Annotated in this window: 24 protein-coding genes; 12 read left to right on the forward strand and 12 right to left on the reverse strand. The window is 72.1% G+C overall.

The genetic code is table 11. From position 1 onward, the window contains the following. Positions 1-212 precede the first annotated feature (212 nt). Positions 213-1,079, forward strand: coding sequence for a serine protein kinase RIO (locus tag FVE25_RS02990; protein WP_246266564.1), 867 nt, complete (start codon positions 213-215; stop codon positions 1,077-1,079). On the opposite strand, the gene FVE25_RS02995 is transcribed toward FVE25_RS02990, so the two are convergent. Then, entirely contained in the window at positions 1,076-1,702 is a 627-nt protein-coding gene (locus FVE25_RS02995; RefSeq protein WP_157244803.1) for a class I SAM-dependent methyltransferase, read from the reverse strand. The genes FVE25_RS02990 and FVE25_RS02995 overlap by 4 nt on opposite strands. A gap of 28 nt (positions 1,703-1,730) precedes the next feature. Next, on the reverse strand, positions 1,731-2,561 hold the full coding sequence (locus FVE25_RS03000; RefSeq protein WP_246266566.1) for an alpha/beta fold hydrolase: 831 nt from the start codon (positions 2,559-2,561) through the stop codon (positions 1,731-1,733). A gap of 50 nt (positions 2,562-2,611) precedes the next feature. Between FVE25_RS03000 and FVE25_RS03005 the strand changes: the two genes are divergently transcribed. Beyond that, positions 2,612-3,220 (forward strand): CGNR zinc finger domain-containing protein, encoded by a 609-nt coding sequence (locus tag FVE25_RS03005; protein ID WP_157244805.1) that lies wholly within the window; start codon positions 2,612-2,614, stop codon positions 3,218-3,220. Between the two features lie 10 nt (positions 3,221-3,230). Here FVE25_RS03005 and FVE25_RS03010 read toward each other — a convergent pair whose 3' ends face one another. From FVE25_RS03010 to FVE25_RS03025, 4 genes are all read right to left on the reverse strand, one after another. Then, positions 3,231-4,007 carry a MauE/DoxX family redox-associated membrane protein gene (locus FVE25_RS03010; RefSeq protein ID WP_157244806.1) on the reverse strand — a complete coding sequence of 259 codons (777 nt, stop codon included), beginning with the start codon at positions 4,005-4,007 and terminating at the stop codon, positions 3,231-3,233. A gap of 9 nt (positions 4,008-4,016) precedes the next feature. Then, positions 4,017-4,613: a cell wall protein gene (locus FVE25_RS03015; protein ID WP_157244807.1), complete on the reverse strand. Its 597-nt coding sequence runs from the start codon at positions 4,611-4,613 to the stop codon at positions 4,017-4,019. A 13-nt stretch (positions 4,614-4,626) separates the two neighbouring features. Next, positions 4,627-5,073 carry an RlpA-like double-psi beta-barrel domain-containing protein gene (locus FVE25_RS03020; protein WP_157244808.1) on the reverse strand — a complete coding sequence of 149 codons (447 nt, stop codon included), beginning with the start codon at positions 5,071-5,073 and terminating at the stop codon, positions 4,627-4,629. Between the two features lie 154 nt (positions 5,074-5,227). Continuing rightward, a complete protein-coding gene (locus tag FVE25_RS03025) occupies positions 5,228-5,839 on the reverse strand; it encodes a hypothetical protein (RefSeq protein ID WP_157244809.1) in 612 nt (203 codons plus the stop codon). A gap of 199 nt (positions 5,840-6,038) precedes the next feature. On the opposite strand from FVE25_RS03025, the gene FVE25_RS03030 reads away from it, so the two are divergent. Next, entirely contained in the window at positions 6,039-6,827 is a 789-nt protein-coding gene (locus FVE25_RS03030) for an alpha/beta fold hydrolase (RefSeq protein WP_157244810.1), read from the forward strand. Here FVE25_RS03030 and FVE25_RS03035 read toward each other — a convergent pair. Together FVE25_RS03035 and FVE25_RS03040 are read right to left on the reverse strand one after the other, a co-directional pair. After that, a complete protein-coding gene (locus tag FVE25_RS03035) occupies positions 6,822-7,403 on the reverse strand; it encodes a DUF4126 domain-containing protein (RefSeq protein ID WP_157244811.1) in 582 nt (193 codons plus the stop codon). The genes FVE25_RS03030 and FVE25_RS03035 overlap by 6 nt on opposite strands. A 14-nt stretch (positions 7,404-7,417) precedes the next feature. Next, complete coding sequence (locus FVE25_RS03040) at positions 7,418-8,317, reverse strand: choline kinase family protein (RefSeq protein ID WP_157244812.1); 900 nt, start codon at positions 8,315-8,317, stop codon at positions 7,418-7,420. A 95-nt stretch (positions 8,318-8,412) separates the two neighbouring features. Here FVE25_RS03040 and FVE25_RS03045 point away from each other — a divergent pair, with 95 nt between their 5' ends. Next, positions 8,413-10,740 carry a GcvT family protein gene (locus FVE25_RS03045; protein WP_157244813.1) on the forward strand — a complete coding sequence of 776 codons (2,328 nt, stop codon included), beginning with the start codon at positions 8,413-8,415 and terminating at the stop codon, positions 10,738-10,740. Here FVE25_RS03045 and FVE25_RS03050 read toward each other — a convergent pair. From FVE25_RS03050 to FVE25_RS03060, 3 genes are read right to left on the reverse strand one after another with little or no spacing between them, the layout of a single operon-like run. Further along, entirely contained in the window at positions 10,737-11,474 is a 738-nt protein-coding gene (locus FVE25_RS03050) for a GntR family transcriptional regulator (protein ID WP_157244814.1), read from the reverse strand. The genes FVE25_RS03045 and FVE25_RS03050 overlap by 4 nt on opposite strands. 4 nt (positions 11,475-11,478) lie before the next feature. Further along, positions 11,479-12,591, reverse strand: coding sequence for an NAD(P)H-dependent flavin oxidoreductase (locus FVE25_RS03055; protein WP_157244815.1), 1,113 nt, complete (start codon positions 12,589-12,591; stop codon positions 11,479-11,481). A 40-nt stretch (positions 12,592-12,631) separates the two neighbouring features. Next, on the reverse strand, positions 12,632-13,339 hold the full coding sequence (locus FVE25_RS03060) for an MgtC/SapB family protein (protein WP_157244816.1): 708 nt from the start codon (positions 13,337-13,339) through the stop codon (positions 12,632-12,634). Positions 13,340-13,400: 61 nt separating this feature from the next. On the opposite strand from FVE25_RS03060, the gene FVE25_RS56160 reads away from it, so the two are divergent. Further along, a complete protein-coding gene (locus FVE25_RS56160; RefSeq protein WP_157244817.1) occupies positions 13,401-14,273 on the forward strand; it encodes a CPBP family intramembrane glutamic endopeptidase in 873 nt (290 codons plus the stop codon). Here the strand turns inward: FVE25_RS56160 and FVE25_RS03070 are convergent. Further along, positions 14,233-14,898 (reverse strand): acyltransferase, encoded by a 666-nt coding sequence (locus FVE25_RS03070; RefSeq protein ID WP_157244818.1) that lies wholly within the window; start codon positions 14,896-14,898, stop codon positions 14,233-14,235. The two genes, FVE25_RS56160 and FVE25_RS03070, sit on opposite strands and share 41 nt — an antisense overlap. A gap of 110 nt (positions 14,899-15,008) precedes the next feature. Between FVE25_RS03070 and pyrG the strand changes: the two genes are divergently transcribed. From pyrG to FVE25_RS03105, 7 genes are all read left to right on the forward strand, one after another. Beyond that, the gene (pyrG, locus tag FVE25_RS03075; RefSeq protein ID WP_157244819.1) at positions 15,009-16,670 is read left to right on the forward strand and encodes a CTP synthase; all 1,662 of its coding nucleotides are present in this window, start codon (positions 15,009-15,011) and stop codon (positions 16,668-16,670) included. Next, positions 16,667-17,263: an NUDIX domain-containing protein gene (locus tag FVE25_RS03080; RefSeq protein ID WP_181019427.1), complete on the forward strand. Its 597-nt coding sequence runs from the start codon at positions 16,667-16,669 to the stop codon at positions 17,261-17,263. Before pyrG ends, FVE25_RS03080 begins: the two co-directional genes overlap by 4 nt. A gap of 6 nt (positions 17,264-17,269) precedes the next feature. Further along, the gene (locus FVE25_RS03085; protein ID WP_157244820.1) at positions 17,270-18,175 is read left to right on the forward strand and encodes a site-specific tyrosine recombinase XerD; all 906 of its coding nucleotides are present in this window, start codon (positions 17,270-17,272) and stop codon (positions 18,173-18,175) included. A 116-nt stretch (positions 18,176-18,291) separates the two neighbouring features. Next, the gene (locus tag FVE25_RS03090) at positions 18,292-19,233 is read left to right on the forward strand and encodes a ParA family protein (protein WP_157244821.1); all 942 of its coding nucleotides are present in this window, start codon (positions 18,292-18,294) and stop codon (positions 19,231-19,233) included. Beyond that, on the forward strand, positions 19,230-20,048 hold the full coding sequence (locus tag FVE25_RS03095; protein ID WP_157244822.1) for a segregation and condensation protein A: 819 nt from the start codon (positions 19,230-19,232) through the stop codon (positions 20,046-20,048). The genes FVE25_RS03090 and FVE25_RS03095 overlap by 4 nt, the downstream gene beginning before the upstream one ends. A 457-nt stretch (positions 20,049-20,505) precedes the next feature. After that, positions 20,506-21,162, forward strand: a complete 657-nt coding sequence (gene scpB / locus FVE25_RS03100) for an SMC-Scp complex subunit ScpB (protein WP_157245480.1) — start codon at positions 20,506-20,508, stop codon at positions 21,160-21,162. Next, entirely contained in the window at positions 21,159-23,024 is a 1,866-nt protein-coding gene (locus FVE25_RS03105; protein ID WP_246266569.1) for a pseudouridine synthase, read from the forward strand. Before scpB ends, FVE25_RS03105 begins: the two co-directional genes overlap by 4 nt. Positions 23,025-23,048 lie beyond the last annotated feature (24 nt).

Here is a 23,048-nt window from a genome sequence, read left to right on the forward strand (position 1 = left end):
GTAGGCGGCCGGGGGCCCGGAGCTCATCTGCTTTTTTATTCGGTTGCGCGCCCATGATCCGGTCGGCATACTCGGCGGGAGCTTCGAGAGGGAGGAGGTCGAGACCATGGCAGTTGTCTTCCGCGTGCCGTTTTCCGCGTCCTCGTACCTCCCCACCGGTCAGCCGCTGACCTGATCGCGCGCCGGTGGGCCTCTCACTGGAGTTTTCCACCGTGCCGAAGAAGTACCGCAAGAACGCCCTCGACGCCGACGACCTCGAGTGGCTGAACAACAACCTCGAGAGCGCCGACGACCTGGACGGGCCGCCCGCTGGCGACCGCTGGTCCACCTGGGATCAGAGCACGCCGACCGAGCGCGGGCCCAGGCCCCACCCGGACTGGCTGGTCACCGAGCTGGCCGCGGTCGACACCGAGCTGGGTGTGCTCAAGACCGGCAAGGAAGCCGACGTGCACCTGATCTCGCGCGGCGTCCCGGGCACCGGCCGGCAGTGCCTGCTGGCCGCCAAGCGCTACCGCTCGGGCGAGCACCGGCTCTTCCACCGCGACGCCGGTTATCTGGAGGGCCGCCGGATGCGCGACAGCCGCATGTCGCGCGCCATGGCCGGGCGCACGGCGTTCGGCAAGGAGGTGATCGCGGGGCAGTGGGCGGCGGCGGAGTTCGCGGCGTTGTGCCGGCTGTTCGAGCTGGGGCTGCCGGTGCCGTACCCGGTGCAGATCGTGGGGACGGAGGTGCTGGAGGAGTTCATCGGCACTCCGGACGGCTACGCGGCGCCGCGGCTGGCGAACGTCTCGGCGGACCTGCCCGCCCTGTGGGAGCAGCTCGTCGAGGCGATGGTACGGCTGGCCCACGAGGGCCTGGCCCACGGCGACCTGTCGCCCTACAACATCCTGGTCCGGGACGGCCAGGTGGTGATCATCGACCTGCCGCAGATCGTGGACGTGATCTCCCATCCGTCGGGGCCCGAGTTCCTCAACCGGGACGCCCGCAACGTCGCCACCTGGTTCGCGGCCAAAGGGGTGACCCAGGCGGATCCGGACGAGCTGGCGAAGCTGCTGAGGACGGAGGCCCGCCTGGATTAGGCGATGGTCGCGGAGCCCAGCACGTGGGTGGACCACGGCGTGCGCCCGCCGGGGAACTGGAAGCGATCCAGGCGCCCTACCCGCAGCCCGGCGCGTTCGATCGCGGCCACGGTGTCGCGGCCGCAGTGGCAGCCGCCCAGCAGCCGCGGCCCCAGGGTAGCGTCGATGACCCGCTGCGCCCGCCGTATGCCGGGCGTTTCGGCGCGCACGTGCTCGAGGAAGCGCAGCTGCCCGCCGGGCGCCAGCACCCGGCGGGCCTCACGCAGGACTGCGGCCTGGTCGTGCACCGAGCACAACACCAGGCAGCTCACGACCGCGTCGAACGTGCCGTCGCCCGCGGGCAGCGCCTCGGCCAGCCCGTCGACGACGTCGACGGGCACCGGCGCCTGCCCGGCCGCCCGCAACGCCGCCGCGCGCAGGGCGGGCTCGGGCTCGACGGCCAGCACCCGGGTGACGGCGGCCGGGTAGTGGCGGAAGTTCAGCCCGTTGCCCGCGCCGATCTCCAGGACCCGGCCGCGCAGCGGCGCCAGGAGCAGGCGGCGGTTCTCGCGCATGCCGCCGTGCTCCATGGCGCGGCTGAGCCGGATGTAGAAGCGGGCGAAGACCGGATGCTTGACGTTCACCCCTCCATGACATCACCCCTCCATGACATCACCCGAGGAAGTCCCGCAGGAGGGCGAGCAGCGACTCGGGGCGTTCCTCGGCGATGAAGTGGCCGCATCCGGGGATCTCGGCGCCGGTCACGTCGTGGGCGTAGTCGCGCCAGATGTCGAGCATGGGCAGGCGGGCCGGCAGCCCGGCCGCACCCCAGAGCGCCAGCACCGGCATGGACAGGCGGCGCCCGGCCAGGTAGTCCTCCTCGTCGAGGGCGAGGTCCTCCTCCTGGGCGCGGTAGTCGTCGAACCCGGCCCGCAGCGCCCCCGGCCGGGAGAAGGCGCGCACGTAGGCGTCGACCGCCTCCGGCTCCAGCCCGGCGCGCTCGTAGGTCCAGCGCTCGAAGAAGAACTCCAGGTAACCGCGCACGTCGTGGCCGACCAGCCGCTCGGGCAGGTCGGGCTGCATGTGGAAGAGCCAGTGCCAGTACCCGCCGGCCACCGAGGCGTCGAGCCGGCGGAACATCTCCCGGGTCGGCAGGATGTCCAGCACCGCCAGCCGGGACACCTGGGCGGGCCGGTCCAGTGCCCACCGGTGCGCGACCCGGCCGCCGCGGTCGTGGCCGACGACCGCGGCGGACTCGAAGCCCAGCTGCGTGACGAGCCCGGCCATGTCGGCGGCCATGCGGCGCTTGCCGTACCCGCTGACGGGCTTGTCGCTGAGGCCGTATCCGCGCAGGTCGGGCGTGAGGACCGTGTGGCGGGTGGCGAGCTCGCCGATCACGGCCCGCCAGCAGTGGCTGGTCTGCGGCCAGCCGTGGAGCAGGACGAGGAGCGGCCCGTCGCCCTGGATCGTGTAGTGCAGCCGCACCCCGTCAACCGTCGCCATGCTCATCTGCTAACCTCCTTTGAAGGTTAGCAACGGTAGCAGGTGAGCTCATGGATGCTTGGATCCGGGACGGCGGACGGGTCTGCCTCGACTTCGCCAACACGCTGCGCGATCGCTGGAAGGAGCCGCGCGAGACGCTGACGTCCGGCGCGGACCTGGCGCGATGGCTGTACGGCGCGGGCCTGCTGAGCCGGGTCGCGGCAGCCGGGGACGGCCTGCCGGACGGTGACCTGTCCGGCGATGACCTGTCCGGCGACGGCCTGCTGGAGGAGGCGCGGCGGCTGCGGGAGGCCCTCGACCGCGCCGTCCAGGCCGCCGCGCACGGCACACTGCCGGACGAGACCGACCTGGCGCTGCTCAACACGGCCGTGGCCCGGGCCCCGCGCCCGCCGGTGCGGATCATGATCACCGGCGGGAGACTGGCCGCCGAGACGCCTCCGGGGATGGCCGGCACCGTGCCCGCCGCGCTGGGCCTGGTCGCCCTGGACGCGGCCGGCCTGCTGCTGTCCGCGGAGATCCGCCGGGTCCGCGTGTGCGCCTCCGACCGCTGCGCGCTGCGCTTCGTGGACGGCTCGCCGACGGGCAACCGGCGCTGGTGCTCCATGGCCCGCTGCGGCAACCGGACCAAGGTCCGCCGCCACGCCGCCCGCGGCCGTTAGCCGCGGCCGCTCACGTGCGCGCGGGCTCTTCGACGAGGGCCACGCGCACGTCCGCGGGCGCCCCGCCGGACAACGGGATGGAGAAGACCGCGGTACGGCTCCGCGCCGCGAAACTGGCGAACCGCAGCCCGCCGTCGTCCCAGAAGTCCTGGATGTCCGACGACAGGAGCGCCGAGGCCGAGCAGTAGGCCGGGCTGCGATAGAGCAGCCGCAACGACGTCTCCAGCGGGACCGGCCCGGCCTCGCGCACGGCCAGCGGAGCGCGCACCCGCACCAGCAGCTGCCTGAGCGGCCGCAGCCAGTGGCGGTCCAGCTCCGGCGAGAGCCCGAGCAGCGCCACCGCCTGCGCCGCGGCCACCGCCGCGCTCACCGGCTCGAAGATGTACGGCCCGGCCGCGACGGCCACCACGCTCATGGCCGTGAGCAGCCCGGCGCGGGCGAAGGAACGCCACTCCACGGGCCGCCCGTGGGCGCCCAGGCACCCGCACGACGACTCCGGCGCGGCCAGCGCCCCATAGGTGAGATAGACGAGGAATCCGGTGGACAGGGCGGCCGCCGCCGTACCCTCCCACGGGACCGCGGGCGGCGCGAGCAGGACGCCCGCCACCGCGAGTTCGGCCACCGCCACCAGGCGGAGCAGAGGGACCGCGCGCGCCGGGCCGGCCAGCCGGGCCAGCGCCGTCCGGCCCGCCTGCGACCGCATCCGGCGGCTGAGCAGTTTCAGCAGAGCCGCCCAGACGAGGAAGGCGGCGATCAGGTAGGGCTGCAGCGCGGCGATCCCTTGCATCACTCGCTCCTAGTGCGGGGAGAAGACGGTGGCGATGTCGACTTCGTTGGTGTCCGGCCGCCAGGCGCCCAGGATCTGCACGTGCTGCCCGACGCGCAGGAGCGACAGGTCGGCCGTGGGCGGCGCGTCGGAGTGCACCGCCACCGACGTGCCGGACACGACGTGGCAGAGCACGTCCTTGCCGTTGTGGTCGAGGTGGATCTTCTCACTGGTGATGTTGCGGACGTGGCCCTTGATGTTGACGATGTTCAGCCAGACCGATTCGGCCGCGAGCATGCCGTCGGGCATGCGCACGCCGCGGGCGTAGAGCCCGTCGCCGGGCCTGGCCGCGTCGAACCCGACGGGGCCGAGCTTCCACAGGCTGGTTCCGTCGACGACCCTGATCTGGTGGAAGACCAGGTTCGAGCCCAGGACGACCAGGGTGTTGCCCTTGACGGTCCGGATGCGGCCTTCGGCGAAGTCCAGGTCGGGCACGCCGGGTTCCGGCTGGGCCGGTCCGGCCGCGAAGGCGGCCTCGGGGCCGAGCGAGCCCATCGCGGTGGCGGCCACGACGGTGGCGCCGCCGCCCAGGAGCGCGGACCTGAGCATCTGCCTGCGTGTGGTCATCTCGTCGCCTCCCTCAGCCCGTTGAGATCTCGCACGGGCGCAGGCCCGTGGACAGGCTCGCGATCCTGCTGTAGGCGGCCGGGGTGAGGTCGATCAGGCGGTTGCTGGCGCAGGTGGCGCCGCAGCAGCTGCGCTCGCCGCAGAACAGGTCGGTCTGCGGGCCGCAGTCGGCGATGGTGGTGACGACGCTGGCGCCGCCGCACAGGGAGGTGGTCCTGTGACGGAACCCGCAGGTCCGCCGCGACAGCGCGTCGCCGCAGCGGTCGGGGCGGGTGATGTCCCAGCAGGCGTCGGAGGTGTTGGGCCAGGCGTGCTGAAGGCTGCCCGAGTTGCAGGTGCCGCAGGCTCCACGTCCGGCGGAACTGCACGGGCCCCAGGCCGCCCCGCAGCAGAACCACGAGACTTCGCCTTGGACCGGGCCGAGTAAGTCGATGGGGTCAGTGGGCGTGCTGCGCACCATGCGCGTCCTCCTTGGGGGGTGTGTGGGGAGGCGGTGCAGCGCTGCGGTGAAACTTTCCGACTCGATCTATCAATAGCATGTAAGGAAGTTTCGTCAACGCCCAAAAACGAAGGCGGCCTCCGCGGGGGCCGCCTGGGTGGGTCCGATCAGGAGGTCAGGCGGGGTCCTGGCGGTTCTGCATGGTTTTGCGGTAGAGCTCGTCGATCTCGTCCAGCGGGTCGGCGAAGGGGGCCGGGCGGCGGGCCTCGATCTCCAGGTCGGTGCGGGAGGACAGGTCGTCGATGCCGCCCGAGGCGTGCTGAACCTGGGCGCGCATGACGTCGGCGCGGATGCGGGCGCACATGGCGGTCAGCTTGGCCTGGTGTTCGCGCAGGCGGTCGGCCGTGACGTGGTCGACGACCGAGGAGATGCGCCGCTGCTGGGCGTAGAGGCCGAGCTGCTGGTCGTGGACCTCGGCCTGCTGGGCGAGCTCGGCCGTCAGGTGGGGGAGGTCGCCGAGTCCCCAGCCGGAGGCGGCGGCCTGGTCGAGTGCCTGGCGGGTCAGGGAGACCTCGCGGCGCAGGTCGAGGCGGAGGCGTTCGACCTCGGCCGCCTCGCCGCTGCCCATCGCGTTGACGTGGGCCGTGAGCCGGGTCGTCGCCTTCTTGGCGGACTTGGCCGCCTTCTTGCCCAGCTTGACCATGAAGTAGATCGCCACCCCGCCGATCGCCAGGAACAGCAGGAAGACGATCAGCAGGATCGTGAAGATCGTTTCGATTGGAGGCACCTCCCGAGCACTGAGCATAGTCCGCCACATCGGCAGGCATGGACTCGGTCAAGCCGCCTTCCGCCGCGTGATCGTCGCTCTGAAGAACGTCGCGGACGGGCCGGTGAGTTCCATCCGGTGACCAAGCAAGCTCTTGATTGTGAAGGCGGGCGTGTGATTCAGTGCGGTCGGGGCGCCGGGACAGAGGAAGCGGGAACGCATGCCGTACGCGCACGTGGGCGGGGACGTCCGCCTCTTCTACACCGACGACGGCGCGGGCGACGGGCCGCCGCTGCTGCTCGTGCACGGCTGGGGCGCCGACTCCCACCAGTGGTCCTGGCACCTCGACGCGCTGGCCCGCCGGCGCCGGGTGATCGCCGCCGACCTGCGCGGCCACGGCTACTCCTCGGTCCCGCCGGAGGGCAACACGCCCCGGCGGATGGCCGCCGACCTCGCCGCGCTGCTGGACGAGCTCGGCGTCGATCGGGTCGCCGCCGTCGGGCACTCGATGGGCGGGCAGGTCGTCTCCATCCTCGCCGTCGAGCGTCCCGGGCTGGTCGAGCGGCTGGTCGCCGTCGACCCGGGGTACGGCATGGCCCCGGAGCTGGCCGGGATGTTCCAGGAGACGGTCACCGCGCTGCGCTCGGAACGTGCGCACGAGGCGGCCGTCGAGCTCGACCGCTGGTGCACCAACCGGCGCACGCCCGCCGTCATCCGCCGCTGGCACCGGCGCAGGCTGTCCGGCATGCCGCCGCACGTGCTGGCCCAGGCGTTCGAGGCGATGTTCGTGCTGCCCGACTCGATCGGGGTGCGCCCGGCCTCCGACGCCTACCTGGCCCGCCGGCGTTGCCCGGTGCTGGCGCTGTGGCACGATCCGGCGCCGGCGGCGTGGGAGTCCGGCCTGCTCAAACACCCGGACTCGGCGGTCGTGGTCTGGGAGGGCGCCAGTCACCGTCTGCACGAGGAACGCCCGGAGGAGTTCACCGAGCTGGTGCTGGGCTGGCTATGAGGGCGCGCGGCGGCGCCGCCGTACCTTCCTGACCACCCACCACGCCAGCAGCGCCCCCGCGATCAGCACGAGGATCACCAGCAGCGGCAGGAAGATCGCCACCAGGCTGACGCCGAGCGAGCCGGCGTCCTCCATCGTGCTCACCACGGGCGCGCCCACTCCGGCCGTCCCGACGTTCACCACCGGGCGGGCCGTGGACTTCAGGGCGTGTACGGCCAGCGCCACGACGATCCCGAGCAGCCAGGACAGCCACGGGTTCTCGGTCATCCAGGTGGACTGGTCGAGCTCGGCGGCGGCCGAGGTGGCGCTGAACACCACGCCGCCCGAGGCGGGCCGCACGGCCGTCTGGATGATGTCGTTGACGCTGTCCACCGCCGGGATCTTGTCCAGCACCACCTCGGCCAGCAGCAGTACGGCGATCACCGCCAGCACGCCCCAGTTCGACAGCCACGCGTAGCCGTCGGGCAGCTTCACCTTGTCGGTGAGGTTGGCGAGCACGCCGACGACCAGCAGGGGGATGTAGGCGTTGAGCCCGGCCGCCGTGGACAGCCCGATGCCGGTGAGCGTGGCGAACATGATCCCAACCTAACTCAGTCGGCGCGCGTGGCCTCGTCGAGCAGGCCGGGCAGGGCGGTGCTGGTGAACTCGGCCGCGGCGCGCTCGTACTTCTCCATGCCCCAGGACCAGAAGTCGTAGTCGACGGCCGAGCCGGCGCCGTCCTGGATGGAGGCCCAGAGGGTCCAGCCGTACTTGGCCATCAGGCCCAGCAGGCGGGCGCGGGCGATGCGGTTGCGCAGGCGGCGGCCGTAGTAGGCGGTGACCAGCTCCTCGAGCTGCTCCAGCGGCAGGTCGGCCTCGCTCCAGATGTTGCCCAGCTCAAAGCAGGCGTCGTTGTTGCCGGAATACTCGTAGTCGATGAGCCAGAGGCGCTCGCCGTCGTCGATGAAGTTGCCGGGCAGGAGGTCGTTGTTGCACGGGACGGTTCCCTCATCCCGGACCTTCAACGCTTCCCGCATGAGCGCCACCTGCGGCTCAAAGTCCCGATATTTCGCCGGTAGGCGGAAATTTCGGGACAATACGATCTCCAAATACCCCCGCTGAATCTCGAACATGTCGAAATCCCGCACGAACCGCGGCCCCGCGTGCAATCGCCGGCAGGCGTCGGCCACCCGCGGCAGGTTGGCCGAGTCCCGCACGTCTGCCTCGGTGAACGTGCGCCCGGGAATGTAGCCCACCACCAGCACGCCGAGCTCCCGCACGTAGGCGTGCACCGGAGCCCCCACCCCCGCCCGCTCGGCCGCGATCGAGTTGGCGTGCTCGGCGTCCCGGTCGATGCCCAGCAGCCCGCCTTCGCTGGCCGGCACCCGGACCACGTACGCCGCGCCCGGCACACTCACCTTGTAGTTGCGATTGGTGAGCCCGCCGGGCAGCTCCTCCACGGTCCGCGGCAGCCCGGCCAGCAAGGGAATCCGATCGAGAACCTCATCCATGGGCGCTCCTCGTCAATCTTGACCGGCGATGCTACACCGCGACACCGTTGTAAACGGTCTAGACCTTTTAGGGAAGGGCGGTTAGCGTCGCGACCATGAGCGACTCGGCCCGGATCGTGATCATCGGCGGTGGCGTCGGCGGCGCCAGCGTCGCCTACCACCTGACCGAACTCGGTGAACGCGACGTCCTCGTCCTGGAGCGCGACGAGCTGACCAGCGGCTCGACCTTCCACTCGGCGGGGCTGGTCGGCCAGCTCCGCGCCGACCCCACGCTGACCAGGATGAACCAGTACTCCGTCGAGCTCTACCGCAAGCTCGACGTCTGGACCGAATGCGGCGGCATCAAGCTCGCCTCCACCCCCGAGCGCATGGAGGAGATCCGCCGCCAGATCGGCTGGGCCCGCACGTACGGCCTGCCGCTGGAGGAGATCTCGGTGGCCGAGGCGGCCCGGCTGTTCCCGCTGATGAACCCCGAGAGCGTGGTCGGCGCCGCCTACCTGCCCACCGACGGCCAGATCGACCCGTCCCAGCTCTGCTACGCGCTGGCCGGGCTGGCCAGGCAGGGCGGCGCCCGGATCCGCACCCACACCCGGGTCCTGGGCATCGACGTCGAACGCGGCCGGGTCCGGCGGGTCCGCACCGACCAGGGCGACATCGACTGCGAGATCGTGGTGAACTGCGGTGGCATGTTCGCCCCGGAGATCGGCCGCATGGCCGGGGTGCGCATCCCGATCATCCCGATGTCCCACCAGTACGTGGTCACCGAGGGCTTCCACGAGCACACCGGCCTGCCCACGCTGCGCGACCCCGACCTGCTGGTCTACTACCGGCAGGAGGTCCAGGGCCTGGTGATGGGCGGCTACGAGCGCACCTCGGCCCCCTGGGCGGACCCGGTCCCGCCGGACTTCAACGGCCGCCTGCTCCCGGAGGACTGGGACCGATTCACCGAAATTTCGGACAATGCGGCGATCCGCGTCCCCGCCCTGACCGACCTAGGCATCCGCAAGATGATCAACGGGCCGGAGGCGTTCACCCCCGACAACGAATTCTGCCTCGGCGAGACCGAGGTCGGCGGCTTCTACGTGGCCGCCGGCTTCTGCGCCCACGGCATCGCCGGCGCCGGCGGCATCGGCATGGTCATGGCCGAATGGATCGTCGAGGGCGAGCCGTCCATGGACCTGTGGCACATGGACATCCGCCGCTTCGGCCGCCAGTACCGCTCGCCGTCCTACACCCGCAAACGCGTCGTGGAGAACTACGAGACCTACTACGACATCCGCTACCCGGGCCACGAACGCCAGGCCGGACGCCCCCTGCGCACCTCGCCCGCCTACGCCTGGCACGCCGCCCACGGCGCCGTCTTCGGGGAGAAGTCCGGCTGGGAACGGGTCAACTACTACGCGGCCAACGCGGCCGGGCCGTACGACGAGGACGAACGCCCGCGCGGCTGGGCGGCACGCGGCTGGCACCCCGCGATCGGCGCCGAGCACCGCGCCACCCGGGCCGCCGCGGGCCTGTTCGACGAGACGTCCTTCAGCAAGATCGAGGTGACCGGCCCCGATGCCGCCGAGCTGCTGGAGTGGGTCTGCGCCAACCGGGTCGCCCGCGAGGCCGGCCAGGTCACCTACACCCAGGCGCTCAACCGGCGCGGCGGCATCGAGTGCGACTTCACCGTCACCCGGCGCGGCGAGGACGACTTCCTCGTCGTCACCGGCACCGCCTTCGGCTCCCACGACCTCGGCTGGCTGCGCAAGCAGGCGCGGCTGCGCGGCTCGCGGGCGCACCTCGCCGACGTGACCGGGCAGTACGCCTGCTTCGCGCTGTGGGGTCCCCGGGCGCGCGAGATCCTGGCGGCGGTCTCCCCGGGCCCGCTGGACGCGCCGTTCATGTCCGCCCGCGAGCTGACCGTGGGCGACGTGCCCGTGCTGGCGTTGCGGGTGACGTTCGTGGGGGAGTTCGGCTGGGAGTTGTACTGCCCCAGCGAGTACGGCAGGGCGCTCTGGGAGACGCTGTGGGCCGCGGGCGAGCCGTACGGGCTGGTCGCCGGCGGCTACAAGGCCATCGACAGCATGCGGCTGGAGAAGGGCTACCGGGTCTGGGCCGCCGACATCGGGCCGGAGAGCACGCCGTTCGAGGCCGGGCTGGGCTTCTGCGTGAAGATGGACAAGGACTTCCTCGGCCGGGACGCGCTGAATCCCGCGCCGGAGCGGCGGCTGCGGCTCATCACGCTGGACGACCCCAGGGCCGTCGTGCTCGGCAACGAGCCGGTGCGCGTGGACGGCGAGGTGGCCGGGCGGGTCACCTCCGGAGGGTACGGCTACACCCTGCGCGCCTCGCTGGCCTACGCCTACCTGAGCGCGGAGCCGGGCACCAAGGTGGAGGTGGAGCTGTTCGGCGAGCGCGTCCCCGGGACGGTCGGCTAGCCGGTGCGGACCGTGAGGCGGACCCGGTCGGGGCGGAACAGGTCCCTGGCGTACTCGACCGGGACGCCCGCCGCGGTGCGCGCCGTGCGCTCGATGCGCATCAGCGGCGTGCCCGGCGCCACCTCCAGCTCGGCCGCCTGCTCCGGGGTGGCCACGACCGGGTCCAGGTGCTCGGTGGACTGCCGGGGCGCCAGGCCGTACCTACGCTCCAGCAGCTCGTAGAGCGAGCCGCCCAGATCCTCCTCCAGCAGGCCGGGCAGCAGCGGCGCGGGGAAGAACGACGACTCCAGCGCGACCGGCGCGCCCCCGGCCGAGCGCACCCGGGCGATCTCGTGCACCGGCGCGGACGGCGCCAGCTCCAGCGCCGCCGCCACCTCCGGCGGGGCCGCGCCGGTGCGCGCCCGCAGCACCCGGGCCGCGGCCGTCAGGTGCGCCCGGCGCATTCGCTCGGTGAACCCGGCCAGCCCCGTCAGGTCGCACTCCACGCGCGGCTCGGCCACGAACGCCCCGCCCGCGCGCCCCGGCGTGCGCACCAGCACGCCGCGGCTCTCCAGCGCCGCCAGCGCCTGCCGCAGCGTCATCCGGGACACGCCCAGCCGGGAGGCCAGCGCCCGCTCGCCCGGCAGCCTGTCGCCCGGCGCGATCTCCCCGGAGGCGATCGACGTCAGCAGCCAGCGCTCGATCTGGACATGCGCCGGAACCCCGCCGCCCCGGGCCAGCTCGACGTACTCCACGCCTCTACTGTGACATTCTGGCCAGCCGCTCCACCGCGTCCGCGAACTCCGTCACCATCGCGTACACCACCTCCCTGGCCGGGCGGACCTGGTTCAGCTGGCCCACGACCTGGCCCACGAAGTAGTTGGCCAGCTCCAGCGCGCCCGGCTCGCCGCGCTCGGCCGCCGCGCCGATCCTGGCCATCGCCCCCTCGGCCACCAGCATCTGCAGCGGCATCCCCAGCGGTCCCGGGCTCTCCGGCGCGCTGTCCCATTCCTCGGTCCAGGCCGACCTGAGCTGCCTGGCCGGCTTGCCGGTGCGCGAGCGGGAGCGGACGGTGTCCAGCGAGGAGGCGGCCAGCATCTTGCGCTTGACCGCCGGCGCCGTCTCGGCCTCCTCGGTGGTCAGCCACACCGAGCCGCACCACACGCCCTGCGCGCCCAGCGCCATCGCGGCGGCCATCTGCCGGCCGTCCGCGATGCCGCCCGCCGCCAGCACCGGGATCGGGCCCACGGCGTCCACGACCTGCGGCACCAGCACCATCGTGGAGATCTCGCCCGTGTGCCCGCCCGCCTCCGTGCCCTGGGCCACGATGACGTCCGCGCCCGCGGCCACCTGCCTGCGCGCGTGCTCCACGGTGCCCACCAGCGCCGCCACCGGCACCCCGGCCGCCCGTGCCCTGGCCGCCATCTCCGGCGGCGGCGGGCCGAGCGCGCTGGCGATCAGGCCGATCGGGTGCTTGAGCGCCACGTCGATCAGGCCCGTGGCGCCCGCGGCGGTGACCCGGCCGGCGAACTCGTCGGCCGCGCGCAGGTTCCCGCCGTCCGGGGCGGCCAGGCCGTACTTGGTGAACAGATGCGCGACGAAGTCGCGCTGCCGGTCGGGGACGAACGCGGCGACGTTCACGCGCGGGCCCTCGATGTTCGCCGGGACGAGCACGTCCACCCCGTACGGCCGGCCGCCCACCCGCTCGTCGATCCACGACAGCTCGGCGTCCAGCTCGCCGGGGGAGTAGGCGACGGCGCCCAGCACGCCGAACCCGCCCGCGTTGGTCACCGCGGCCACGACGTCACGGCAGTGGCTGAAGGCGAACAGGGGGAACTCGGCGCCGAGCCGCTCTGTTAAGTCGGTGCGCATGCCGCGACGCTAACCCTAGAACGTTGTTCGGTAAAGGAGTCTAGGAATCGTCCTCGTCGTCGTCATCCTCGTCCTCGACCGTCCACGACACCGAGGTCACCGACGGCTCCAGGCTCAGCCGGCTGGTCGCGCTCTCGAAGAGGTTCTCGTCGCGGCGCAGGCTGTCCACGATCGCGATCACCACCACCTGCCCGCGCCGGTCGGCCTCCTGCCCCTGCAGGCTGCGCAGCCGCAGCTCCGGCCGGGTCAGCGCGTTGACCACCAGCTTGCGCACGTGCGCCTGGTCGTCGTCCCAGCAGCGCACCTCGAACCGGTAGCGGGTACGGCGGGCCGCCCGCCTGCGATCCAGGAACCGGCCCAGGGGCCGCATCAGCGTGTTCGCCATCACGATGAAGACCGTCCCCGCGACGGCCATGAGGTACATCCCCGCCCCCGCCAGCGAGCCCACCGCCGCCGCGCACCACAGGGTCGCCGCCGTGTTGAGCCCCCGGATGTTGAACCCCTCCCTGAGGATCACGCCCGCGCCCAGGAAACCGATGCCCGAGACGATCTGCGCCGCCACCCGCGTCGGGTCGGCCGTGGCGCCCTCGAACCCGTAGGCGCTGAGCAGCACGAACAGCGCCGCCCCGACCGCGACGAGAAGGTTCGTGCGCAGGCCCGCCATCCGGGCCCGCCACTGCCGCTCGATGCCGATGACCGCCCCGAGCACCCCTGCCGCGACCAGGCGCACCAGCAGATCGATCTCCACGACCCCTATCTCCCCGCGCCACCAGGGGGCGAGGCGGTCTTTGCTGTGTTATGACCATTCCATGGACCAGGCCGGGAAGGTCGTGTCGCTCCATCTGCGGGTCTTCGGGTACCTGCTGGGATTCCTGATCGTCCTCGCGCTCGCCGAGCGCGTGCCGCTGGGCGTGATGGGCGTCCCGCTCGGGCCGGTGATCGTCGCCGCCCCCGGCGTGCTCGTGCTCACGTGGCTCTTCCGCCGCCTGGAACGCCGCCCGTGGACCGCCGTCGGCCTGCCGCCGCCCCGGCTGGGCTCCCTCGCGCTCGGGCTCGTCTTCGGCGCGGTGACGTTCGGGCTGGTCTTCGCCCTGCTGTGGGCTCTGGGCCAGATCCAGGTGCTGCCCGCGCCGCAGTCCAGGCCATGGATGATCGCGCTGCAGCTGATCGTGCCCCTCGCCGCCGCCTTCGCCGGGGAACTGGCCTTCCGCGGCTACATCTTCACCGCCTACGGCGAGCACCTGCCCGCCTGGGCCGCCGCACTGGTGTCCGGGCTGCTGTTCGCCGCCGTCCAGGTCACCGTCGCCCCCGGCGGCGCCGCGATGGCCGTCACCGCGCTCACGGCCGTGGCCGCCGGCGTCCTGCTGTGCGGGCTGCGGCTGAGCACCGGCGGGCTGTGGGCCGCCATCGGCTACCAGACGGCCTGGCTCTGGGCCCGCCCCCTGCTCGTCGGCCCGACCGGCAACGACACCCTGACCAGGACCGCCCCCACCGGCGACCCGCTGCTCGCCGGCCCCTGGCCCCTGGCCGAGTCCGGCCTGGTCGCCACCGCCGTCACCGTCCTCGCCGCCCTCGCCGTCATCCTGTACGGCCGGCGGCACGGCGTCAGGTGGCGCGAACGCCCGGGCCCGGCGCCCGCCCTCAGGCCGTCGCCTGCCGCTTCTGCAGGTCCAGGGCGCTGACGTCGGGAGAGTGCCAGCCGAGCGCCGGATCGTAGCGGCGCACCAGCTTGGCCGGCACGCCCGCCACCACGCTGTAATCGGGGAACTCGCCCCGGACCACCGCACCCCCCGCCACCACGCACTGGCGGCCCAGCCGCGTGCCCGGCAGGACGATCGCCCCCGCGCCCAGCCACGAGCCCGAGCCGATGGACACCGGCGCGTTGCGCGGCCACTGCCGCCCGATCGGCACCTCCGGGTCGTCGTACACATGGTTCTGATCGGTGATGTACACATACGGCCCGGTGAAGACGTGATCCCCGATGTCGATCGACTGATGGGCCACGATGTGACTGCCGCGCCCGATCGAGCAGCCGCCGCCGATCCGCAGGATCGAGTCAGGGCCCAGATCCAGCCCCGGGCCCATGCCGCACGACAGCGAGACCCGCTCGCCGACGAGCGTGCCGTCGCCGATCTCGATCCACCGCTCGCCGAAGATCGCTCCGGGCGGGAACGCGATCGAGACGCCTTCTCCCAGGTAGCGGAAACGGTAACCGGCCGGACTGTCCGGGCTGATCGCCCCGGCTCTGCGCAAAGCCAGGTAAGCGCGGTGAATCAGCGCGCCCGCCGCCCGCCGTACATGTGACATAGAGCCCAAAGTTACCGCTTGGTCATGCCGTTCGGGCATGTCGGGGGCGTTCTTTGATATCCTGAGAGCCCGTGGACCGTTCGACCACACCTCGAGCCACGGGAGCCCCTTTGCGCAGCGCATCGCAAACCAAGCATCTGTTCGTCACCGGCGGTGTCGCCTCCAGTCTAGGCAAGGGGCTCACGGCTTCCAGCCTCGGCCGTCTGCTCAAGGCGCGCGGGCTCCGGGTCACGATGCAGAAGCTCGACCCCTACCTCAACGTCGACCCCGGCACGATGAACCCGTTCCAGCACGGCGAGGTCTTCGTGACCGACGACGGCGCCGAGACCGACCTCGACGTCGGCCACTACGAGCGCTTCCTCGACACCGACCTGCACGGCTCGGCCAACGTCACCACCGGCCAGGTCTACTCCAACGTGATCGCCAAGGAGCGGCGCGGCGAGTACCTCGGCGACACCGTCCAGGTCATCCCCCACATCACCAACGAGATCAAGGACCGCATCCGCGGCATGGCCGGCCCCGACGTGGACGTGGTCATCACCGAGGTCGGCGGCACCGTCGGCGACATCGAGTCGCTGCCGTTCCTGGAGTCCGTGCGCCAGATCCGGCACGAGGTCGGCCGCGACAACGTCTTCTTCCTGCACGTCTCGCTCCTGCCGTACATCGGCCCGTCGGGCGAGCTGAAGACCAAGCCGACGCAGCACTCCGTGGCCGCGCTCCGCAGCATCGGCATCCAGCCGGACGCGATCGTCCTGCGCTCCGACCGGCCCGTCCAGACCTCCATCAAGCGCAAGATCAGCCTCATGTGCGACGTGGACGAGGACGCGGTCGTCAGCGCCGTGGACGCCGCCTCGATCTACGACATCCCCAAGGTCCTCCACTCCGAGGGCCTCGACGCCTACGTCGTGCGCCGCCTCGGCCTGCCGTTCCGCGACGTCGACTGGAAGGAGTGGGACCAGCTCCTGCGCCGGGTTCACCGCCCCGGCAAGGAGGTGACGATCGCGCTCGTCGGCAAGTACATCGACCTGCCCGACGCCTACCTCTCGGTCACCGAGGCCCTGCGCGCCGGCGGCTTCGCCAACGACGCCCGCGTCAACATCCGCTGGGTCAAGTCCGACGACTGCGAGACCGACGAGGGCGCCGGGCGCGAGCTCGACGGCGTCGACGGCGTGCTCGTCCCCGGCGGCTTCGGCGTGCGCGGCATCGAAGGCAAGATCGGCGCCATCAAGCACGCCCGCGAGAACAAGATCCCCCTGCTCGGCATCTGCCTCGGCATGCAGGGCATGGTCATCGAGGCCGCCCGCCACCTCGCCGGCGTCGACGACGCCAACTCCGCCGAGTTCGACCCCGACACCAAGCACCCGGTCATCTCCACCATGGCCGACCAGCAGGACGTCGTCGCCGGCGAGCGCGACATGGGCGGCACCATGCGCCTCGGCTCCTACACCGCCAAACTCGGCGAGGGCACCCTCGCCAGGCAGCTGTACGGCAAGGCCAAGGCCGACGAGCGCCACCGCCACCGCTACGAGGTCAACAACTCCTACCGCGAACAGCTCGAGAAGGTCGGCATGGTCTTCTCCGGCCTGTCGCCCGACGGCCGCCTCGTCGAATACACCGAACTGCCCGTCGAGACCCACCCGTTCTTCATCGGCACCCAGGCCCACCCCGAGTTCAAGTCCCGGCCCACCCGGGCCAACCCCATGTTCAAGGGCCTCATCGGCGCCGCCCTGGCCTACGCCGACGCGCGCGTCGCCGCCAAGGTCGCCAAGTGAGGGACGTCTCCGAGGAATGGGACGTCCTCGCCACCAAGGAACACTTCCAGGGCCGGGTCATCGGCGTGCGCACCGACTCCGTGCGCATGCCCGATGACGACGTCGCCGACCGCGACTACGTCGTCCACCCCGGCTCGGTGGCCGTCCTCGCGCTCGACGACCAGGACCGCGTGCTGCTCCTGCGGCAGTACCGCCACCCCGTGCGGCACCTGCTGTGGGAGCTGCCCGCCGGCATCCGCGACGTCGAGGGCGAGCCGCTGGTCACCACCGCCGCCCGCGAACTGGCCGAGGAAGCCGGCTACGCCGCCGACACCTGGCACACGCTCGTCGATCTCATGAGCTCGCCCGGCATGACCGACGAGCGCATCCGGGTGTTCCTGGCCCGGGGGCTGCGCCGTACCGAGATCGACTTCGAGCGCAAGCACGAAGAGAGCGACATGCCCGTCGAATGGGTGCCCCTCCCCGACGCCGTCGAGAAGGCACTCATGGGAATGATCCACAATTCCCCGGCCGTGGCCGGTATCCTCGCCGCGTACGCGGCATCTGTCGAAGGGTTCGCCTGCCTGCGGCCGGCCGACGCACCTGAGGAGTGACATTTCGTGGAGGCGGTGCTCTCCAGCTACCTCGCCCATCTGGCGGTGGAGCGGGGCCTGGCTGCCAACACGCTCGCGTCCTACCGGCGTGACCTGCGCCGGTACGTCGACCACCTCCAGGCGCGGGGCCGCCTGGAGCTCGACGAGGTGGGCGAGTCCGACGTCCTGGCGTTCCTGTCCGCCCTGCGCGAAGGCGACGGCGAGCACCCCGCCCTCGTGGCCAGCTCGGCCGCGCGGGCGGTCTCGGCCGTGCGCGGCCTGCACCGCTTCGCCCTGCGCGAAGGCGTGACCGGCCACGACCCCGCCCACGAGGTCCGCCCGCCGCGCCAGCTGCGCCGCCTGCCGAAGGCGATCGGCGTGGACGAGGTCGAACGCCTGCTCGCCGCCTCCGGCCCCGACGGCGCGCCGCTGACCCTGCGCAACCGGGCGCTGCTCGAGGTCCTGTACGGCACGGGCGCGCGCATCTCGGAAGCCGTCGGCCTGGCCGTGGACGACCTCGACGACGAGCAGGTACGGCTGCGCGGCAAGGGCGGCCGCATGCGGCTGGTGCCCCTGGGCCGCTACGCCCGCGAAGCCCTCGACGCCTACCTGGTCCGGGCCCGCCCCGGTCTGATGGCCCACGGGCGCGGCACCCCGGCCGTGTTCCTCAACGCCCGCGGCGGCCGCCTCACCCGCCAGGGCGCCTGGGAGGTGCTCCAGGCCGCCGCGGAACGAGCCGGACTCGCCCGGATATCCCCGCACGTCCTACGGCATTCCTTCGCAACCCACCTCATAGACGGGGGCGCCGACGTTAGGGTGGTCCAGGAGCTACTCGGCCACGCCTCGGTGACCACCACCCAGGTGTACACCCTGGTGACCGTCGACAAGCTCCGGGAGGTGTACGCCGCCGCGCATCCACGGGCTCGCCAGTGATCTATAGTCTTTGCGACGTCCTGCGCGTACGGCGTGCCGCCTTGCCGCCTTTAGTGCTGACGCCATAGTGTCCGTCCGGACGGTCCGGTTCGGGATCGTCAGGGAGGTTCGAGCTGGTGACTTCGAAGACCAACGGTTCGACCCCGGGGACCCCCGACAACCCCTGGGGAGACACGAAAACGGCCACGCCCACCAGCGGCGTGAATCTCGGTCCCACCCGGCGCCCCCGCCCGGTGTTCCCCGAGCCGCCGCCGCGCGAGGTCCACGGACCCGCCCGGGTGGTCGCGATGGTCAACCAGAAGGGCGGGGTCGGCAAGACCACCACCACCATCAACCTCGGCGCCGCGCTCGTCGAATACGGCCTCAAGGTCCTCCTCGTCGACTTCGACCCCCAGGGCGCCCTGTCCGTCGGCCTCGGCATCAACCCGCACCAGCTCGACCTCACCGTCTACAACCTGCTCATGGACAGCAGCGTGACGGCCCAGGACGTCCTGCTGGAAACCGGCGTCGAAGGTCTCGACCTGCTGCCCAGCAACATCGACCTGTCCGCCGCCGAAGTCCAGCTCGTCACCGAGGTGGCCCGCGAGCAGATCCTCGGCCGCACCCTGAAGCCGCTCCTGCCGTACTACGACGTCTGCCTCATCGACTGCCAGCCGTCGCTCGGCCTGCTCACGGTCAACGCCCTGACCTGCGCCCACGGCGTCATGGTGCCGCTGGAGTGCGAGTTCTTCGCGCTGCGCGGCGTCGCCCTGCTCATGGACACCATCGCCAAGGTCCAGGAGCGCCTCAACGACGAGCTGGAGATCGAGGGCCTGCTCGCCACCATGTACGACGCCCGCACCCTGCACGGCCGCGAGGTCCTGGCCCGCGTCGTCGAGGCGTTCGGCGACAAGGTCTTCCACACGGTGATCAACCGCACCGTCCGCTTCCCCGACGCCACCGTCGCCGGTGAGCCGATCACCACCTTCGACCCCTCCTCCCTCGGCGCCACCGCCTACCGAGAGCTCGCCCGCGAAGTGCTGTCGCGGTGGCCGGCTCCTGCGACAATGGCCAGGTGACATCGACCGCTCCCGAGCAGGGTGGCTTCCAAGTCCACCTGGACGTCTTCGAGGGGCCGTTCGACCTGCTGCTCGGCCTGATCTCCAAGCACAAGCTGGACATCACCGAGGTGTCGCTGTCCAAGGTGACCGACGAGTTCATCGCCTACATCACGTCGCGCGGGCCCGAGTGGGACCTCGACCAGACCAGCCACTTCCTCCTGGTCGCCGCCACACTCCTGGACCTCAAGGCCGCTCGCCTGCTGCCCTCGGGCGAGGTCGAGGACGAGGAGGACCTCGCGCTGCTGGAGGCGCGTGACCTCCTGTTCGCCCGCCTCCTGCAGTACAAGGCGTACAAAGAGGTGGCGAAGATCTTCGCCGGGAAGATGGCCGAGGAGGCGCTCCGCTTTCCCCGCACGGTCCCGATGGAGGCCCAGTTCGCCAACCTGCTGCCCGAACTCATCCTGGGCATCGGACCCGAGCAGCTCGCCAAGATCGCGGCCAGGGCCTTCACCCCGAGGCTCCCGCCCACGGTCAGCGTCGGCCACATCTACCAGCCCCTGGCCAGCGTCCGCGAACAGGCCAACATCCTCGTCCTGCGCCTGCGCCGGCTGCGCAAGGCCACCTTCCGCACCCTGGTCGCCGACTGCGAGGGCACCTTCGAGGTCATCGCCCGCTTCCTGGCCGTGCTGGAGCTGTTCCGGGAGTCGGCCGTCACCTTCGACCAGGTGGAACCCCTGGGTGACCTGCACGTGACCTGGACCGGGGCCGACGACGGGGACATCTCGGTCGGCGACGACTACGAAGAACCCGCGGAGAAGAAACCCGATGCCTGAACGCCAGGACCCCACCCCACCGGCCCCTCGCCGCTCCCCGGACGCGGACCTGCCCGCCTGGATGACCCTCCCCGGAGCCCTCGCCACCACCCCGCCCTCCGACCCCCGGCCCACCCCCGGGCCCGACCACGCCACCGACCCGGCCCCGTCGCCCGCCGTCCCCGACTCGCAAGGCTCGGCACCCGACGGCCAGGGCTCGGACCCGGGTATCCACGACGCGGACGCTCCGGCATCGCCTGTCCGGGGTCTTGCGCCGGGCGATGGCGCGGCGGAGCCGGGCGTGTCCGATGCGGAGCAGCGGGCCAAGAGCTCGGACGCGGGCCCGCAGGAGGCGCCTTCCAGCGCCGGTGCGGCGGGTGGGGGTACGGCGGAGCCCGGCGCCACGCGTGCGGCGGCCGGGGAGGTCGTGCGGGCTGAGGCGGAGGCCGGTGCCACCCGGGTGGCGGCTGAGGACGCCATGGGGTCGGCTGCTCGCGGTGAGGGTGCCGGAGACGGCGGTACCGAGGATGAGGCTGCGGGGGGCGCGGGAGCCTGGGGGGAGACGGCCGGGGACGTCCGGAGTGGGGAGGCGGGGCTGGGGTTGCGGGCTTCGCTGGAGGCGATCCTCATGGTGGTGGACGAGCCGGTGGCGGAGATTACGCTGGCGCAGGTGCTGGAGGTGCCCACCCAGGAGGTCGCGCGGGCTCTGCGGGAGCTGGCTGCGGAATATTCCGGGCAGGGGCGGGGGTTTGAGTTGAGAGAGGTGGCCGGAGGCTGGCGTTACTATACGCGGGCCGAGTGTGCGCCTCTCGTGGAGCGCTTCGTGCGTGATGGGCAGCAGACGCGGTTGACGCAGGCTGCCCTGGAGACTCTCGCGGTCGTGGCTTACCGGCAACCGGTGAGCCGTGCCCGCGTGGCCGCGGTTCGCGGCGTGAACAGCGACGGTGTCATGCGGACACTCGTCGCCAGGGGGCTGGTCGAGGAGGCCGGCACCGACCCGGAGAGCCAGGCAGTGCTCTACCGGACAAGCTCATACTTCCTGGAGCGTCTGGGGTTGACGGACATCGGCGAGCTTCCCGAGCTCGCGCCCTTCCTCCCGGACGACGTGGAGAACCTCGAGGAGACAACGAAGTGATCAACAGGCGAAGCACCCCGTCCGGTGATGGACGCGGTCGAGGACGTTCGGGCGGCCACGCGGGCCGCGGCGGGCGTCCCGCCTTCCGCTCCGACGACCGGCGCGGCGGGGACCGTGATTCCCTGCGCGCCGACCGGGGCGGTTCCCGCGCCCGCTATGGCAAGCCAGCCGACCGCGGCGGCTCCGACCGTCCCGGCTCGGACCGTCCCGGCTCGGACCGCGCCGGCTCGGACCGCGCCGGCTCGGACCGCGGTGGTGAACGACGCGGCAGTGAACGGCGCGGCGCTGAGCGTCGTGACGACCGCTCCGGCTACGGCCGTGATGACCGTTCCGGCTACGCCCGTGACGACCGCGGTGGCTACGGCCGCCGTGACGACCGCTCCGGCGCCGAGCGCCGCGACGGCCGTGGCGGCTACGGCCGTCGTGACGACACCTCCGGTTACGGTCGTTCCGGTTACGGCCGCGACAATGACCGTTCCGGGTTCGAGCGGCGTGATGACCGCGGCGGCTCCGGCCGCCGGGAGGAGCGCGGTGGTTACGGCCGGCGCGACGACCGCTCTGGGTCGGCCCGCGGGGACCAGCGCGGCGGCTTCGGGCGTCGTGATGACCGCGGCGGCTCCGGCCGGGACCGCGGTGCCTACGAACGCCGTGACGACCGGCGCGGCGGCGACCGCGACAGCCGCCCGGGCTACAACCGTGACAGCCGCCCCGGCTACAGCCGTGATGACCGCCCCGGCTACAGCCGTGATGACCGCCCCGGCTACAGCCGTGACGATCGCTCCGGTTACGGGCGCGACAACGACCGTTCCGGGTTCGAGCGGCGCGATGACCGTGCCGGGTACGGCCGCCGCGATGAGCGTGGCGGCGATGAGGGGCAGCGGGACGGGTTCCGGGCCGCGCGTGGTGGCCGTCGTGACGCGACCCCCCGCCCCGGCGGCAGCAGGGCGCGGTACGGCAAGCGGGACGAGGTCCAGACGATCGGCGGCAGCCGTACCGGAGGACGGGCCCCGAGCCGGTCGCAGGGACCGCGGCGTGAGGAGAAGCCGGAGAACCGCTTCAAGACCGCCCGTCAGCCCCTGAGGGACGCCGACTTCTACGAGCCGGGCTACACCGACGAGCGGGACACCACCGAGGTTCCCGGGGGTGTGCGGCTGCAGAAGGTGCTGGCGCAGGCGGGTGTGGCGAGCCGGCGCGCGTGCGAGGAGATGATCGGCGACGGCCGGGTCACGGTCAACGGCCAGGTGGTGCGGCGCTTCGGCGCCAAGGTGGACCCGGCCACGCAGGTCATCCACGTCGACGGGAAGCGGATTCCGACCGCGCCCGACCTGGTCTACTACGCGCTGAACAAGCCGATCGGCGTCGTGTCCACCATGGAGGACCCGCAGGGGCGGCCGTGCCTGGCGGACTACGTGCAGGAGCTGGCGCCGCGGCTGTTCCACGTGGGCCGGCTGGACACCGAGACCGAGGGGCTGCTGCTGCTCACCAACGACGGTGAGCTGGCCAACCGCCTGACGCACCCGAGTTATGGGGTGCAGAAGAAGTACTGGGCGAAGGTGCCGGGGCCGATCCCGCGGGATCTGGGCCGGCGGCTGCGGGAGGGCGTCGAGCTCGAGGACGGCATCGCGCGGGCCGACAGCTTCTCCATCGTGCAGGAGCACGGCCAGCAGGCGCTGGTCGAGGTGGTGCTGCACGAGGGTCGTAAGCACGTGGTGCGGCGCATGCTCGAAGAGGCGGGGCACCGGGTCATCGATCTGGCGAGGATCGAGTTCGGGCCGGTCAAGCTGGGCCGGACCAAGCCGGGCACCATCAGGGCGCTGTCGCTGAAGGAAGTCGGCGAGCTGTACGCGGCCGTCAAGTTGTAGCCTGGCAGCCCACGACAAAGAGCC

It is taken from the genome of Nonomuraea typhae, assembly GCF_009760925.1.
GTDB lineage: Bacteria > Actinomycetota > Actinomycetes > Streptosporangiales > Streptosporangiaceae > Nonomuraea > Nonomuraea typhae.

Excerpts from the sequence above, each read along its gene's own strand:
- FVE25_RS03000 (WP_246266566.1), bottom strand. The coding sequence starts at position 2,561 with ATGGCGACGGTTGACGGGGTGCGGCTGCACTACACGATCCAGGGCGAC.
- FVE25_RS03005 (WP_157244805.1), top strand. The coding sequence starts at position 2,612 with ATGGATGCTTGGATCCGGGACGGCGGACGGGTCTGCCTCGACTTCGCC.
- FVE25_RS03010 (WP_157244806.1), bottom strand. The coding sequence starts at position 4,007 with ATGCAAGGGATCGCCGCGCTGCAGCCCTACCTGATCGCCGCCTTCCTC.
- FVE25_RS03015 (WP_157244807.1), bottom strand. The coding sequence starts at position 4,613 with ATGACCACACGCAGGCAGATGCTCAGGTCCGCGCTCCTGGGCGGCGGC.
- FVE25_RS03020 (WP_157244808.1), bottom strand. The coding sequence starts at position 5,073 with ATGGTGCGCAGCACGCCCACTGACCCCATCGACTTACTCGGCCCGGTC.
- FVE25_RS03030 (WP_157244810.1), top strand. The coding sequence starts at position 6,039 with ATGCCGTACGCGCACGTGGGCGGGGACGTCCGCCTCTTCTACACCGAC.
- FVE25_RS03035 (WP_157244811.1), bottom strand. The coding sequence starts at position 7,403 with ATGTTCGCCACGCTCACCGGCATCGGGCTGTCCACGGCGGCCGGGCTC.
- FVE25_RS03040 (WP_157244812.1), bottom strand. The coding sequence starts at position 8,317 with ATGGATGAGGTTCTCGATCGGATTCCCTTGCTGGCCGGGCTGCCGCGG.
- FVE25_RS03045 (WP_157244813.1), top strand. The coding sequence starts at position 8,413 with ATGAGCGACTCGGCCCGGATCGTGATCATCGGCGGTGGCGTCGGCGGC.
- FVE25_RS03055 (WP_157244815.1), bottom strand. The coding sequence starts at position 12,591 with ATGCGCACCGACTTAACAGAGCGGCTCGGCGCCGAGTTCCCCCTGTTC.
- FVE25_RS56160 (WP_157244817.1), top strand. The coding sequence starts at position 13,401 with ATGGACCAGGCCGGGAAGGTCGTGTCGCTCCATCTGCGGGTCTTCGGG.
- FVE25_RS03070 (WP_157244818.1), bottom strand. The coding sequence starts at position 14,898 with ATGTCACATGTACGGCGGGCGGCGGGCGCGCTGATTCACCGCGCTTAC.
- scpB (WP_157245480.1), top strand. The coding sequence starts at position 20,506 with ATGGGGTCGGCTGCTCGCGGTGAGGGTGCCGGAGACGGCGGTACCGAG.